Origin of the sequence: Thalassobacterium maritimum, assembly GCF_031127805.1 — a bacterium.
Classification (GTDB): Bacteria; Verrucomicrobiota; Verrucomicrobiia; order Opitutales; family Coraliomargaritaceae; genus Thalassobacterium; species Thalassobacterium maritimum.
The window spans coordinates 1-14,497 of the sequence record NZ_JARXHW010000032.1 but is presented as its reverse complement, the minus strand read 5'-3'; the positions used below and the strand labels follow the sequence as shown (position 1 = coordinate 14,497).

General features: G+C 56.2%; 14 protein-coding genes. 13 read left to right on the top strand and 1 reads right to left on the bottom strand.

Annotation, left to right across the window (positions count from 1 at the left end; genetic code table 11):
- The first annotated feature begins 38 nt into the window (after positions 1-38).
- The 12 genes from QEH52_RS13235 (at position 39) to QEH52_RS13180 (ending at position 12,118) form a co-directional block, all read left to right on the top strand.
- Positions 39-2,528, top strand: coding sequence for an FAD-dependent oxidoreductase (locus tag QEH52_RS13235; RefSeq protein WP_308951084.1), 2,490 nt, complete (start codon positions 39-41; stop codon positions 2,526-2,528).
- Complete coding sequence (locus QEH52_RS13230; RefSeq protein ID WP_308951083.1) at positions 2,509-2,865, top strand: c-type heme family protein; 357 nt, start codon at positions 2,509-2,511, stop codon at positions 2,863-2,865. Before QEH52_RS13235 ends, QEH52_RS13230 begins: the two co-directional genes overlap by 20 nt.
- A gap of 213 nt (positions 2,866-3,078) precedes the next feature.
- Positions 3,079-3,309: an AbrB/MazE/SpoVT family DNA-binding domain-containing protein gene (locus QEH52_RS13225; RefSeq protein ID WP_308951082.1), complete on the top strand. Its 231-nt coding sequence runs from the start codon at positions 3,079-3,081 to the stop codon at positions 3,307-3,309.
- Entirely contained in the window at positions 3,306-3,695 is a 390-nt protein-coding gene (locus QEH52_RS13220) for a type II toxin-antitoxin system death-on-curing family toxin (protein ID WP_308951081.1), read from the top strand. Before QEH52_RS13225 ends, QEH52_RS13220 begins: the two co-directional genes overlap by 4 nt.
- Positions 3,696-3,794: 99 nt before the next feature.
- The gene (locus QEH52_RS13215) at positions 3,795-4,220 is read left to right on the top strand and encodes a hypothetical protein (RefSeq protein WP_308951079.1); all 426 of its coding nucleotides are present in this window, start codon (positions 3,795-3,797) and stop codon (positions 4,218-4,220) included.
- 15 nt (positions 4,221-4,235) lie between these two features.
- Positions 4,236-5,171: a carboxylating nicotinate-nucleotide diphosphorylase gene (nadC, locus tag QEH52_RS13210; RefSeq protein ID WP_308951077.1), complete on the top strand. Its 936-nt coding sequence runs from the start codon at positions 4,236-4,238 to the stop codon at positions 5,169-5,171.
- A gap of 1 nt (position 5,172) precedes the next feature.
- A complete protein-coding gene (locus QEH52_RS13205) occupies positions 5,173-6,189 on the top strand; it encodes a biotin--[acetyl-CoA-carboxylase] ligase (RefSeq protein ID WP_308951075.1) in 1,017 nt (338 codons plus the stop codon).
- Positions 6,190-6,255: 66 nt separating this feature from the next.
- Positions 6,256-7,023, top strand: coding sequence for a type III pantothenate kinase (locus QEH52_RS13200; RefSeq protein ID WP_308951073.1), 768 nt, complete (start codon positions 6,256-6,258; stop codon positions 7,021-7,023).
- Between the two features lie 98 nt (positions 7,024-7,121).
- Complete coding sequence (locus QEH52_RS13195; protein ID WP_425609289.1) at positions 7,122-8,003, top strand: NAD(P)-dependent oxidoreductase; 882 nt, start codon at positions 7,122-7,124, stop codon at positions 8,001-8,003.
- 84 nt (positions 8,004-8,087) lie between these two features.
- On the top strand, positions 8,088-8,834 hold the full coding sequence (locus tag QEH52_RS13190; protein ID WP_308951071.1) for an alpha/beta hydrolase: 747 nt from the start codon (positions 8,088-8,090) through the stop codon (positions 8,832-8,834).
- Positions 8,835-8,906: 72 nt separating this feature from the next.
- The gene (gene fdhD / locus QEH52_RS13185) at positions 8,907-9,779 is read left to right on the top strand and encodes a formate dehydrogenase accessory sulfurtransferase FdhD (protein ID WP_308951070.1); all 873 of its coding nucleotides are present in this window, start codon (positions 8,907-8,909) and stop codon (positions 9,777-9,779) included.
- Positions 9,780-9,847: 68 nt separating this feature from the next.
- Positions 9,848-12,118: an FdhF/YdeP family oxidoreductase gene (locus QEH52_RS13180; RefSeq protein ID WP_308951068.1), complete on the top strand. Its 2,271-nt coding sequence runs from the start codon at positions 9,848-9,850 to the stop codon at positions 12,116-12,118.
- Here the strand turns inward: QEH52_RS13180 and QEH52_RS13175 are convergent, their stop codons facing one another.
- Positions 12,119-12,685 (bottom strand): TetR/AcrR family transcriptional regulator, encoded by a 567-nt coding sequence (locus QEH52_RS13175; protein ID WP_308951066.1) that lies wholly within the window; start codon positions 12,683-12,685, stop codon positions 12,119-12,121.
- A 209-nt stretch (positions 12,686-12,894) separates the two neighbouring features.
- Between QEH52_RS13175 and miaB the strand changes: the two genes are divergently transcribed.
- Entirely contained in the window at positions 12,895-14,268 is a 1,374-nt protein-coding gene (gene miaB / locus QEH52_RS13170) for a tRNA (N6-isopentenyl adenosine(37)-C2)-methylthiotransferase MiaB (protein ID WP_308951065.1), read from the top strand.
- Positions 14,269-14,497 lie beyond the last annotated feature (229 nt).

The following is a 14,497-nucleotide window of genomic DNA, read 5'->3' as shown; positions in this document are numbered from 1 at the left end:
TACCTTTCCCTAAAAAACAAACAAAGACAGTCTATATCATGAATACGCAATCGACTCCACAAACCAACACCAACTCTCCCCGCGTGCTCATCATTGGCGGTGTCGCAGGCGGCGCCTCCGCAGCGGCACGCCTCCGCCGTCTGGACGAGCAGGCTTCTATCACGATGATTGAGCGCGGCCCGGACGTCTCTTTTGCCAACTGTGGACTGCCCTATCACATCGGCGGCGAAATCGAAGAACGCGAAAAGCTCTCGCTACAAACACCGGAGACCTTGAAAGCGCAACTCGCGATCGATGTGCAAGCCCGCACCGAAGCGCTCTCCATCGACCGCACAGCCAAAACAGTGCGTGTCCGAAATCTGGATACGCAGGCCGAAGAAACGCTCGCCTATGACAAATTGATCCTCTCCCCCGGCGCAGCTCCGCTAAGACCACCACTGGAAGGCATCGACCTACCGGGAATCTACACCCTGCGCAATTTGCAAGACATGGATCGCATCAAAGCGGCGGCCGCATCCGCTCAAAGTGCACTGGTCATCGGCGCAGGCTTTATCGGGCTGGAAATGGCGGAACAATTAGTTCACCTGCAAAAGGACGTCACCCTGGTCGAACTGGTCGAACAGGTGCTCCCACAAATGGATCCCGAAATGGTTCGCCCTGTTGAGCAGGAACTAATGGATCACGGAGTCAAACTTCGCCTGGGCGACGGCATCTCCGGCTTCAAAGCTGCCGAAGGCGGCGGGCTGATCGCTCAACTAAACTCAGGGCAAAGCATCGCAGCCGACCTCGTCATCCTATCCATCGGTGTCCGCCCCGAAAATCAACTGGCGAAAGAAGCCGGACTGGAACTGGGCGCGCGCGGCCACATCAAGGCCAACCCATACATGCAGACTTCCGACCCCGACATCTACGCAGTCGGCGATGCCAGTGAAACCACCGACCCGATTCTCGGCGCCCCAACCGCCATCGCTCTGGGTGGACTGGCCAATCGACAAGGTCGCACCGCAGCCGACCACATCATCCTCGGCGACCAGGCCAAACCCTACCCTGGTTCGATCGGCACCTCGATCGTGCGGGTGTTCGATGTCGCGGCCGGCGTAACTGGGCACAGCGAAAAGCGCCTCCAGCAGATGGAGGTCGACTACCAAAAGACCATCGTCACCGACTTCAACCATGCCAGCTACTTCCCGGGCGCGACCCACCTCACTGTGAAATTACTCTGGGAAAAGTCGACCGGCCGCATTCTCGGCGGTCAGGCCAATGGCTTCGAAGGGGTGGACAAGCGTCTGGATGTATTGGCCACCGCCATTAAGGGACAACTCACCGTCGACGAATTGGAACACCTCGAACTGGCCTACGCGCCTCCTTTCGGCGCAGCCAAAGACCCGCTCAACACAGCTGGATTTTCCGCCAACAATATCCGCAGCGGTCGCGTAAAGCCGATCTTCAGCCTGTGCGAAGCCGAAGGTACCCAGCTCATCGATACGCGCCCGGCTGCAATGGCGCAGCTCAAACCGATCCCCGGCGCCCGCAACATCCCTTTCCCGGAATTACGCAGTCGTATCAGTGAACTGAATACAGAAAAACCAGTCACCACCATCTGTGCACTCGGCAAGATGAGTTACTTCGCAGCACGCATACTCGCGCAACACGGCTTCGACGTGCAGGCACATGTCGGCGGCTGGAAAGTCGAGCAGCAGCCACAAGCCCCCCAAGCCGACTCAGACAATTCCCCGGACACGAACTCCGCGAGCAACGAGCAAGCCGCAAGGCCCGCCTCCGAAGCAGCCGCGCAGGAAGTCATCCAACTGGACTGCACCGGCATGGCTTGCCCCGGTCCGATCCTGCGCGTCAAAGAAGCGGCTGCACTGCTAGAGGTCGGTCAAGTGCTGGAAGTGCGCGCCTCCGATGCGGGCTTCAAAAACGATCTACCCGCCTTCTGCAAAGCCAATGGCTACGAGTGCCTGAGCGTTGCCAAAGACAAAGGCATTGTCACTGGCCGCCTTGCACGCGGAGCGGCATGCCCGGTCGCCAGCGCCGCACCGGCCAAAGCGGCTAATGGCGCGACGATCGTGGTCTTTTCCTGCGAATTGGACAAAGCCATGGCCGCCTACGTCATCGCCAACGGAGCCGTAGCCATGGGCGGCAAGGCCACCCTCTTCTTCACTTTCTGGGGACTCAATGTCTTGCGTAAAGACCCCGCGCCTCAAATTGCCAACAAGAGTTTCATGGATAAAATGTTCGGCTGGATGCTGCCGCGCGGTGCCAACAAACTCCCGCTGTCTAAAATGCACATGGGCGGCCTCGGCACTTGGATGATGAAAGACCGCATGGCCGGCAAAAACTTGCCTAACCTCCCGGGACTCATGGAAGACGCCCGCAAAGCCGGCATTCGCCTGGTGGCCTGCACCATGTCAATGGAAGCCATGGGCATCCGCGAAGAGGAGCTGATCGACGGAGTCGAGCTCGGCGGCGTCGCCGAATACCTGGGCGCCGCCTCCGAAACCAATGCCAACCTGTTCATCTAATGCAGCGCTCAGCCAAACAACGCCTAGCCCGTTCCCTCGCAGTCGTCGCCCTACTCGGGCTGACGGCCTCTCCGAGAGTATTCTACAAGACTGGCAAACCGCGATGACGGCCGACGGAACCGCGCCCGAACCCGCCGTCAATCACGAAGACGGCCTGACCATCGTGCACCACCCCATCCTCCTGCAAACAGGCTGCCTCGCCTGCCACGGCGATCCCGCCAGCATAGCACCTGAAGTTGCCCAGAAAATCGCCCAACTCTACCCCGCCGACACCGCCACCGGCTTCGCCGTAGGCGAGCTCCGCGGCGCCTTCCGCGTGGTGTTTGAACAAGAATAAATCACAAAAAAACGTAGGGGCGCGACTTGTCACGCCCGCGTCATCCCAAGCCACGTCACGCCGCGTCAGCCCAAGCCACGTCACGCCCGCGTCATCCCAAGCCACGTCACGCCCGCGTCATCCCAAGCCACGTCACGCCGCGTCAGCCCAAGCCACGCCCGCGCCCACGCCCCTAACCTTGACTTCTGTCCGTAATAACATTTGTTATTACACATGGCTATCGAAACAAAAGTTCGCAAAATCGGTAATTCTCTCGGCATCGTTCTGCCCAAGGAAGCGCTACAGACACTCAAAGTGGAAGAAGGTGCGACGGTGTATTTAACCGAAGCCCCCAATTGTTCCCTCAACATCAATCCCGAACGGCCCGGCTTTGAGGAACAGATGCAGATCGCCGAAAGCCTCATGCAGCGCTATCGCAACACCTTTCGCGAACTCGCTAAATGAAGGAACCATTTTGGATCGAAAAAACGACCTGTCTGGCATTCCACTCCGCTCTGGTCGCCCGCTTCGGTGGGACCGACGGAATGCGAGATGAAGGTCGACTGGATAATGCCCTGGATAAACCTAGGAATTTATTCCACTACGATCAACCCACGCACTTCGAACTCGCTGCTGCCTATGCTGCCGGAATCGTAAAAGGGCACCCATTTCTGGACGGTAACAAACGCTCTGGGCTGATGACAGCTGCCGTCTTTTTAGAAATGAACGGCTACGAGTTTTTGCCCAGCGAAGAAGATGCTGCCCTCCAGACCTTAGCACTTGCCGATTTAAGGTTAACCGAAAGCGAATTCGCCGACTGGCTGGCTTTTGTCTGTAAGCCACAGGCATAAGAAACCCTCCCCCGATCCAAGCCATATTTGACTGGAGCGAACCCGACGATTCGCTAGAGTCCGCACATCACCTCTGTTTTTGAATGAAGGAATTATAATATGAAAACTCTAACATTTTGGACCCTCGCACTTTTTGCAGTCTTGTTTACGGGCTGCAGCACCCCCCAAAGCCAACGTATCTCGCAAAACCAGGCAACTTTCGACACCTACACGCCCGGTGAACGGCAAATGATTCGCACGCAACAAATCGCCGTCGGCTTCGACCAAGACATGGTGCGCATGTCCTGGGGCGATCCAACACATGAAAAAACCGTCAGCTCAGCAACCGGCAAACAGATCGTGTGGGAATACCGTCAAATCAAACCGAGCATGGGCATTAGCCTCGGCGGTGGCGTCGGCTCCCGCGGCAGCGGCGTGGGCATCGGCACTGGCGTGAATGTAAACCCAAACAATACCAAGCTTCTCAAGCGCGTCGTCTTCGACCGCCAAACTGGAAAAGTCAGCACCTTCGAATCTTACAACTAATCTAGCACACACTGCATGAGCCATAACGCCCGCTACTCAAAAGAAACCTTTAAGACCCGCCTCACATGGCAGGATCTGGACCCCGACTACCTGCGACAACTGGTCGGCCTCGCCAAGATCGAAGACCTCGCCGGCGCCGGGCTGGCACACCGCCCGGAACGCCTCGGCGATGTCACCACCGCACTCATGCCGGAAGGTGCCAGTGGACGCGCGCAACTGACGGCACGTGAACCGCTGGTAGTCTGCGGTCTCGGCCTGATTCAAGCAGTGCTCGATAGCTATGGTCAGGACTGCAGCTTCGAAGCACAATCGCAGGATGGCGACTTTCTGGACCAAGGCCAAATTATCGGCATCCTGAGCGGCAGTTCCAGCGCATTGCTCCAGGCAGAACGCGTCATTCTCAATTTCCTACAGCACCTCAGCGGCATCGCCACCGAGGCCCGCCTCTATGTCGATGCACTCGGCCCCAGTGAGACTGCGCTGCTCGACACGCGCAAGACCTTGCCCGGCTATCGAGTGCTGCAAAAATACGCCTTCGCTTGCGGCGGCGGCTATAACCACCGCATCGGCCTCTTCGATCGCGTCATGCTCAAAGATAACCACCTCGCCGTCGCCGGCGCTACCGGTGGCAACCGCCTGACCGAAACCGTAGCGCTCGCAGTCAACACCTGCGAATACCTCGCCATCGAAGTGGAAGTGGACTCACTGGAGCAAATCCCCCCAGTCGTCGAAGCGGGCGCCGATATCATTCTACTGGATAATTTCTCCCCCGAGGAACTGAAGCAAGCCGTCGAGATCATCGATGGCCGCGCCTGCACCGAAGCCAGCGGCGGCATTACCCTAAACTCACTCCCCGCGCTCAATGACCTCGGCCTCGATTTCATCTCGACGGGCGCACCCATTCATCAAAGCACTTGGAAAGACGTCGGGCTGGACTGGCTCACAGATTAACATGTCGGAAAACGAATACCGCCAAATACAGCCGAGTCAGGACGCCCTGATTATTCTCAAAGCCCTGCTTGCCACCCCGGATACCTTCGTCTCCGGCAGCCTGCTCGCAGAGCAACTCGGCATGTCACGCCCCGCCATTCATGGTAAATTAGATAAACTGCGCGAGCAGGGCTTCGAGTTTGAAGCCATCCGCAACAAGGGCTACCGCCTGGTCAAAGAGCCCGAAGTCCTGCACCCGGATCTGCTGCGCTACTACACCCAACTCAACGGGTCTAAGCTCGAAGTGCTCTATTTCCCCGTCATCGACAGCACCAACAGCGAAGCAGAACGCCAACTCTCGCATCGTCGCAAAAGCCCCTTCGCCATCGCTTCCAGTTGCCAAACCAAAGGCCGTGGACGCCTCGGGCGCGAGTGGCACAGCGCCACCGCCGACAACCTCTACCTCTCGGTCGGGTTTGAACCCAACATTCCACCACAGGCACTACAACACTTCACCCTCTGGGCCGGCATCCACATCTGCCGCGCCCTGCAAAGTCTGACACCAAATGCGGCCCTAAAAATCAAATGGCCCAACGATCTGCACTGCGATGGTCGCAAGTTCGCGGGCATGCTCACCGAAGCTAAAATGGACGCCGACAGCCTCCGTAGCATTATCTTCGGCATCGGCCTCAACGTGAATAGTAATCCGACAAAATACCCCAGCGAACTGCGTAAATCGGCCACCAGTCTCTACGCCGTCGGAGGCAAAGAGCTTTCGATGAATCAAGTCGCAGCCAAGGTGATCATCGCCATACAGACTGCCTACGACACCTGCATCCTCGACAACGGCTCCGAGAGCTTAGTCGAAGCCTGGGCACCACTCAGCTCACTCTCAGGAAAAACCGTTACCGCGATCATGAATAACCAAGAGATCACCGGCACCGCCAGCGGCATCGACGAAACGGGCGCCCTCATCCTCATCGCCGCCGACGGCAGCGTGCAAAAAGTTCGCGCCGGAGACGTCACTTTAAAAAAGTAGGGGCGCGACTCGTCACGCCCGCGTTGTGATGGCCACTCCTACCTTCTGACTTTAAAACACTCCACCATGAAAACCCTTAGCATCGACGTCGGTAACACCAGCACCCACTACGGGCTGGTCGCAGGCCAATCTGTTCAACTCACCGGTCACTTTCCCACCGCAGAATTCCGCCACGAGCCCTCTCCGGCCTTCGCGCAAAAACTGGCCCCACTGCTCGCAGAAGCAGACAGCATTTCCTTCTGCTCCGTAGTGCCCGACATCAACGACAACCTCCGCGCCAGCCTGGCCGAGTGCCAACAACCGATCTTCCACCTCACCTGTGACAGCTGCGCGGGCCTGGAACTGGTCTACCCCAAACCGCACGAAATCGGTCAAGACCGCATCGCCAACGCCATCGCCGCTCAGGAATTTTACGGCATCCCCGCCATCGTCATCGATATGGGCACCGCCGTCACCTTCGACATCGTCAGCAGCCAAGGCTACGAAGGAGGCATCATCGCCCCCGGCCTCGCTGTAATGACACGCTACCTACACGAACAAACCGCACTGCTCCCCGAACTCAGTGCCGAAGACCTGCTCAACGTCGAAGGCGCCATCGGTAAGTCCACCGTCCACGCCATGAAACTCGGCGTCGCCGTCGGCTTTTCCGGCATGATCGATGCATTGCTACTTAAAGTGACCAATGAACTGCAAAAACGCGGTGAGCCCAAACCGGTCGTCCTCTCCACAGGTGGCAGCATCGCCAACTTAACCAAAGACTGGGCCCACAAAAGCCTCTTCGTCGGCGACCTCACACTGATGGGCCTCGCCGTCGCCGCTAAACGCCAACTCTAGCACCGCACGACGCCATCAGACACTCTCAGCCCTGAAACATAATACACCAATCGCACAAAGCATTTGATCTGACGCAGACCCTAGCTACCTTGCGCGTCATGAAAAATCAAAAAATCGGATTCGTCGGCCTAGGCCGCATGGGCGGCAACATGGCTCGCTGCCTCAATGACAAAGGCTACAAAGTCACCGCGCTCTACGACATCAACGAAAATGTCGCCACCGAACTCGCCCAAGAAATCGACGCGACCGCGTATCAAACGCTCGCCGAAGTCACCGCCCATGCGGACATCATTCTGACCGTCGTCACCAACGATGCCGCAATGGACGCCATATTCTTCGGCGAAGACAACCTCCTCACCGGCGCCGAAGGACGCACCTTCATCAACTGCGCCACCCTCACCCCCGCCCTGCATGGTAAGCTCGAAGCCAACGCCGCACAAGTCGGTGCCAAATGCCTCGAAGCCTGCATGGCCTCCAGCATCCCACAGGCTCGCAAGGGCGAACTCTTCCTCATGGTCGGTGGTGATGAAGCCGAATTCAAAGCCAACAAAACACTGCTCGACGACCTCAGCAAAGCGCTCCACTACGTCGGCCCCGCCGGTAAAGCCTCCGAGGTCAAAGCACTCGTCAACATGGTCATGAACATCAACACCGCCGCCCTCGCCGAAGGCCTCGGCATCGGTGACGCCCTCGGCCTCGACCTCAAAATGCTCTGCGATATCTTTAGCCAGACCGGCGCCAACTCACGCGTGCTCGAGACCGATGCTGAAGACATGATTCTCCGCGATCACGACTGCTACTTCTCCGCCGCACACGCCGCCAAAGACTCCGGCATCGCACTCGGCCTCGCCGCCAATGCCGGCATCAACGCCCCCCTCGCGCAAGCCACCTTCGAGCAATACACCAAGCTCACCGAAATGGGCAAAGGCGAACTCGACAAGTCCGGCATCGCCGAACTCACCTTCAAAGGCCGCATCTAAAAAACGTAGGGGCGCCATTTATGACGCCCGCCGAAGCTAAGCCCAAAATTAAGCCTGCTCAAAAAGGCCGCATTTAGCCTGCCAATGAATCAAACAATCCAAAACTCCCTCGGCGAAACGCTCGACTACAGCTTCGCCCCCGGCAACGCCGACACCGCAAAAAACGACTGGCTGGTCATTCTCGGGCACGGCGTCACCGGCAATAAAGATCGCTCCGTCATTGTCGATACCGCCAAGGCACTCAATGCCGCAGGTTTTGACACCCTACGCTTCTCCTTCGCCGGCAATGGCGACTCACAAGGTGACTTCCGCGACGCCACCATCTCCAAAGAAGTCGGCGACCTCGCATCAATCCTCGACGCAGTCACCAGCTCGTATTCAAAAATCGCCTACATCGGTCATAGCATGGGCGGCGCTGTCGGCGTCATCCAAGCCTCGCGTGATGCACGCATCAACGCACTCGTGTCACTCGCTGGCATGGTCGATACTAAAACTTTTGCGCAAACCGAGTTCGGCCAAGAAACACCGGACCAAGGTCTGATGTGGGACGAATCAAGCTGCCCACTCTCCGCAAAGTTTATGCACGACCTCTGCCATACCATCGACAACGTCGCCCCACTGGCCGAAATGATTCGTGCCCCTTGGCTACTCCTACACGGCACCAGCGACGATGTCGTACGCCCCCAAGATACCGACCTCGTCCAAAGCTTAAAAGGCGACAGCGTCAAAGTCATACGCATCGACGGAGCCGACCACAGTTTCAACCAAGCCGAACATAAAATTCAAATGACTCAAGCCGTCGTCGACTGGCTTTCCCAGCAAGCTTCATAAACACGCGGGGGCAGAGCCCACCCTCCATTTAGTTTGCAGCACTCCCATGCGCACTCAGTCCTATATCGCCCAATGCTACCTTCATCTCGCCGACTACCACGCACCACACGCACCAGCGTGAAGGTCATCAAGCAACGCGTGCAGGGGCAGCATGCCCTGCCCCCCGAGGAAGACTACCTCGCCATCGAAGATCCATTAGAAATCGTCCTCGCCTACGAACGCCACTCCGGAACGGTCGAAAAGAAACTCATAGTGACCATGCGCACGCCCGGCCACGACGAAGATCTCATCCATGGCTTTCTTTACTGCGAAGGTATCATCGGCTCCGCTGCCGACATCGTCGCAATTCAACTCAGTGGTAATAACGCACACGCCGCGCCCACCCGCGCACGCGTACAACTGCGCCCTGGTCTCGACGCCTCCGCCAAAACCTGCGAGCGCAACTTCGCCGTCCATTCCAGTTGCGGCGTCTGCGGTACCACCAGCATCGGACACCTTGAGATACCTAAAGCTCTGAACATTGATGATGATTCAGCCGTAGCTGCAGATTGGATACATTCACTCCCCGCACAGATGCACGACCGCCAGGCCACCTTCCGTCAAACAGGTGGCCTACATGCGTCTGCAATTTTTTCCACTGATAGCTCATTACAAGTTTCGCGCGAAGACATTGGCCGTCACAACGCGCTGGATAAAGCCATCGGCGCCAACCTCATCGCTGCAAGCACCCCCGCAAAAGGACAGGTGCTCTGCGTCAGCGGACGCATGAGCTACGAAATTATTCAAAAGGCCCTGATCGCCCGCATTCCCATTATCACAGGAGTCGGCGCACCTTCCAGCATGGCAGTCGCCCTCGCCAACGACTTCAATATAACGCTCATCGGATTTGTCAGAAACGACAGCTACAACATCTACAGCTGCCCGGAACGCATAAAAAGCTTATAGAGTGGCAAGCTTCTAGCTAGCCCCAACGCCTTCTCACTCGAAGCTCATACGATTACATTTTCTGCACCATGCAACCCGATCCAGAACCACCACGCCAATTACTCGACCTAAAGCGCTCCGCTCCCAAGGACAAAGCAGTCGGCACCAAGGCAGTCACCAACTCACTCAAGCATGTCAACCAACAGGCCGGTGCCAACCGTGGCGCTAAAGCACTCTACCGGCTCAACCAAAAACATGGCTTCGATTGCCCCAGCTGCGCATGGCCAGACCCGGACGGCGAACGTTCAAGTTTTGAATTCTGCGAGAACGGTGCCAAAGCCGTCGCGACTGAAACAACTAAAAAACGTGTCGATGCCGCGTTCTTTGCCCAGTATTCAGTCGCAGAGCTCGCTCAAAAAAGTGACTTTTGGCTCAACGACGCGGGGCGCCTAACCGAGCCCCTACTACTCGATACAGCAGCCTCCCACTATCGCCCGATTTCATGGGACGACGCCTTCGATCTCATCGCCGAAGAGCTCAACGCCGCAGCCTCCCCCAACGAAAGTATCTTTTACACCTCCGGTCGTGCCAGTAATGAAGCCGCCTTTCTCTACCAGTTATTCGTGCGGCAATACGGCACCAACAATCTGCCCGATTGCTCCAACATGTGCCACGAATCCAGTGGTGCCGCTCTCAACGAAACCGTCGGCATCGGTAAAGGGACAGTCACACTGGAAGATATCGAAACCACCGACTGCCTACTGATCATGGGGCAGAATCCCGGCACCAATCATCCACGCATGTTGACCTCATTGGAGAAGACCGTGGAGAACGGAGGCAAAATTATTTCCGTCAACCCGCTCTTTGAAACAGGACTGCGTGCGTTTTCACATCCGCAAAAACTGAAAGGCGTGCTTGGCAAAGCAACACCACTGGCTTCACAACACGTACCAGTTCGCCTCAATGGTGATCTCCCCTTCCTAAAGGGCATGCTGAAATCTGTGATTGAAGCAGACGCAATAGATCCAGCATTCATCGAAACCTACACACATGGTTATGAAAGTTTCCTGGCTAAAATCAACGCCGTCACATGGAAGGAAATCACCCAACAATCCGGCGTTAGCGAAAAAGAAATACGCGCAGCAGCAAATACCTTTATACAAGCAAAGGACGCCATTACCTGCTGGGCGATGGGGCTGACTCAGCATCATAACGCTGTCGCCACCATCCGGGAAGTGGTCAACCTCCACCTCATCACTGGAAAAATAGGCCGCCCTAAAAGTGGACTCTGTCCCGTTCGCGGACACAGTAACGTGCAAGGCGATCGCAGCATGGGAGTGTGGGAAAAAATGCCCGAGTCATTCCTAGCCGCCCTCGATAAAGAATTCGAATTCACATCTCCCCGCAAACACGGCTACGACGCCGTCGATTCAATCGAAGCCATGCTCGCGGGCAAAGCACGCGTATTCATTGGGCTAGGCGGTAACTTTCTGTCCGCCTCCCCCGACACACATGCCACAGCCGCCGCCATGCGCCAGTGCCAATTAACCGCACATATCGCCACCAAATTAAATCGCGGTCACCTCATCACTGGCAAACGAGGACTCATCCTACCTTGCCTCGGTCGTACCGAAGCAGACCTTCAAAAAAGCGGCCCACAATTCGTCACCGTGGAAGACTCAATGGGAGTCGTACATAAATCAGAAGGGCGCCTCGAGCCCGCCTCGCATCAATTAAAAAGTGAAACAGCCATCGTTTGTGGCATCGCACGCGCCACGCTCACAGAGACACGTGTGCCCTGGTTGGCTTTCTCCGAAAACTATGACTTAATCCGCGAATGCATCCAACGTGTGATACCAGGCTTTCAAGATTTTAACGCACGCGTTCGCAAGCCAGGAGGTTTCTATCTACCCAATGGGGTAAAGGAACGCAGCTTTCAAACCGCAACAGGCAAAGCTAATTTCACAATCAACCCACTCAGCCCCATCAGCCTCGAGTCCGGCCAACTGCTGTTACAAACCTTCCGCAGCCACGACCAGTTCAATACCACAATCTACGGCAACAACGACCGCTACCGCGGCATCAAAAACGAACGCCGTGTCATCTTCTTAAACAAAGAAGACATGGCCGAACGCAACATCGCCCCCGAACAACCAGTCGATATCACCAGCCACTTCAAAGGCGAGACCCGCACCGCAAAGCTCTTTCTAGCCATCCCCTACGATACTCCCAAAGGCTGCGCCGCCGCGTACTACCCCGAAGCCAACGTACTCGTCCCCCTCGGCGCACGCGCAGAGACCAGCCAAACACCGATCTCGAAATCCGTCATCATCACCATCGCTCCCAGCAGTCACGCCTGATCATTCGCGAATTCCGCACAACTGCTCCGCCACAGCCAAGCCATCTTCAAACGGCCAAGTCGCTTTAAGATTCTGCGCTTCAGTCATCGCGCCCGAATACACTAAAAACACCGCCGTTCCAAGGCGTTGAGCATCCTTTGCATCCACCAGAGTGCCCACCAATTCAATGAAAAACTTACGCTGAGCACGCTTATATTGATCAATCAAATAAGCCATTTCCGGCTCGGCATCCGCATCAATACAAGCCGCCGTATTCGCAAACTGACACGCACGCCAACCGTTCGCCTCCACCCAGCTGCGCATAGAGAAAAAATACTTTTTTAACCGCCGCTCACGCTCACCAGGGCGCTCCATAAAAGTCTCATGCATAATCCGCATGCGCTTCGTTAAACGCTCCAACCAAGCTTTACCCAAAGCTGATTTATCACTAAAAGCGCGATAAAACTCTGACTTCGGCAATCCACTTGCAGCGATCACCTCCTCCACACTCACCGCACTGTAGCCCTTACGATGAAAAAGTTCGCTAGCTTTCGCTAATATAATTTCGCGTGGAGGAATCTCTGACATCGCACCAACACACAGACACAGTCCAAAGCGGTCAAGACGACAGCTAAGGAACCATTTCTTTTAAAAATTCCTTACATTAAATTAACAAGCATTCATCCTGTCCCAAAGCTCGAATCCCACACACAGCAATCCACTCCATAAACAGCCGCCCAACTGATCAGCTTTCAATATTTACAACACAGCACATCTCAGCATGCTCCGCCCTTCTTATGAACCGAGTCTATATCAAAACCTACGGCTGCCAAATGAACGAACGCGACTCCGATGCGGTCGCAGCGATGCTTCGTGGCAAAGGATATTCACTCGTCGATAACGAATTCGATGCCGACGTCGTGCTCCTCAACACCTGCAGTGTACGCGACCAGGCCGAGCAAAAAGCCATCGGCAAGGCTGGGCACCTGGCCAAGCGAAAACGCAAAGACCCCAACTTTATCCTAGGCATCATGGGCTGCATGGCTCAAAACCGCGGCGACGAACTCGTCGACAAACTACCCGACCTCGACCTCGTCGTCGGCACGCAAAAATTTCACCGCGTACCCGAGCACCTCGATTCCATGATCGCCACGCTCCAAGGCCAAGGCCCGCGCCCCGACACCATTGTCGACCTCGCCGAAGAGCTCGACTCGCAGAACACCATTAAGTCACACGTTGATGACAAGCTGCAAGTCACCGCCTTCGTCAGCATCATGCAAGGCTGCAACATGAAGTGCTCCTACTGCATCGTGCCCAAGACCCGCGGTGCCGAGCGCGCCCGCCCCATGGACGAAATCGTCAAAGAAATCAAAGAACTCGCAGCCAAAGGCACCCGTGAGGTCACCCTACTCGGGCAAATCGTCAATCAATACGGCATCCGCGAATTTCCCTTCGTCGACAAAAAGAGCCCCTTCGTGCAACTCCTAGAGAAAGTGCACGAGATCGAAGGCATCGAGCGCATCCGTTTCACCAGCCCGCACCCAGTCGGCTTCAAAGACGACCTCATCGAGTGCTACGGCCGTCTGCCCAAGCTCTGCGAATATTTACACTTCCCCATGCAAAGTGGCAGCGACCGCATACTCAAAGCCATGCGGCGTCCTTACAGCATCGAAAAATTTCGTAGCATCATCAAAAAGATGCGCGCCGTACGCCCCGACATGTATATTTCCACAGATGTCATCGTCGGCTTCCCCGGCGAGACCGAAGAAGACTTCGAGCTCACCCGCAAGCACTTCGAAGAAATCGGCTTCGACATGGCTTATTTGTTTAAATACAGCGTGCGTCCCGACACCACCGCCGAGCCCCTCGGCGACCCCGTCACCAAAGAGCAAAAAGAAGAGCGCAATCAGATCCTCCTGGAGATCCTCGGTAAACGCTCCCTAGAGCGCAACCAGGCCCTAGTCGGCACCGTCGAAGAAGTCCTCTTTGAAGGCCCCGCCAAAAAAGGCGAGAACATGTTCCTAGGCCGCACCCGCGGCAACCGCGTCGTATTAGTCAAAGCCAGCCCCCGACTAGTCGGGCAATTCGCCCCCGTAAAATTCGAACGCGCCACCGCCAGCACCCTCTTCGGCGAGCTAGTCCTCGAAGGCGTCGAAGCACAAAGCGCCTAAACACCCAAGCCAATAGCCTCCACTCAATACTTCCCAACCCCTATAATATAGTAGACCTGTCCCTTATATTGAGGCTTGTAATTAGATAGTTTAGAGAGCACTATCTTTTTATGCGCACCAAACGAATCACGGCCCAAGGCACGGGGATTTACCATTGTATGTCCCGCACTGTGAATGGGCAGGCGCTTTTTAAACTGAGAGAAATGGAGGTCTTGCGAAAGATGATCCA

What these genes read in the sequence shown, in the direction of transcription:
- QEH52_RS13235 (WP_308951084.1), top strand. Translation starts at nt 39, where the DNA reads ATGAATACGCAATCGACTCCACAAACCAACACCAACTCTCCCCGCGTG.
- QEH52_RS13230 (WP_308951083.1), top strand. Translation starts at nt 2,509, where the DNA reads ATGCCAACCTGTTCATCTAATGCAGCGCTCAGCCAAACAACGCCTAGC.
- QEH52_RS13225 (WP_308951082.1), top strand. Translation starts at nt 3,079, where the DNA reads ATGGCTATCGAAACAAAAGTTCGCAAAATCGGTAATTCTCTCGGCATC.
- QEH52_RS13220 (WP_308951081.1), top strand. Translation starts at nt 3,306, where the DNA reads ATGAAGGAACCATTTTGGATCGAAAAAACGACCTGTCTGGCATTCCAC.
- QEH52_RS13215 (WP_308951079.1), top strand. Translation starts at nt 3,795, where the DNA reads ATGAAAACTCTAACATTTTGGACCCTCGCACTTTTTGCAGTCTTGTTT.
- nadC (WP_308951077.1), top strand. Translation starts at nt 4,236, where the DNA reads ATGAGCCATAACGCCCGCTACTCAAAAGAAACCTTTAAGACCCGCCTC.
- QEH52_RS13205 (WP_308951075.1), top strand. Translation starts at nt 5,173, where the DNA reads ATGTCGGAAAACGAATACCGCCAAATACAGCCGAGTCAGGACGCCCTG.
- QEH52_RS13200 (WP_308951073.1), top strand. Translation starts at nt 6,256, where the DNA reads ATGAAAACCCTTAGCATCGACGTCGGTAACACCAGCACCCACTACGGG.
- QEH52_RS13195 (WP_425609289.1), top strand. Translation starts at nt 7,122, where the DNA reads ATGAAAAATCAAAAAATCGGATTCGTCGGCCTAGGCCGCATGGGCGGC.
- QEH52_RS13190 (WP_308951071.1), top strand. Translation starts at nt 8,088, where the DNA reads ATGAATCAAACAATCCAAAACTCCCTCGGCGAAACGCTCGACTACAGC.
- fdhD (WP_308951070.1), top strand. Translation starts at nt 8,907, where the DNA reads ATGCTACCTTCATCTCGCCGACTACCACGCACCACACGCACCAGCGTG.
- QEH52_RS13180 (WP_308951068.1), top strand. Translation starts at nt 9,848, where the DNA reads ATGCAACCCGATCCAGAACCACCACGCCAATTACTCGACCTAAAGCGC.
- QEH52_RS13175 (WP_308951066.1), bottom strand. Translation starts at nt 12,685, where the DNA reads ATGTCAGAGATTCCTCCACGCGAAATTATATTAGCGAAAGCTAGCGAA.
- miaB (WP_308951065.1), top strand. Translation starts at nt 12,895, where the DNA reads ATGAACCGAGTCTATATCAAAACCTACGGCTGCCAAATGAACGAACGC.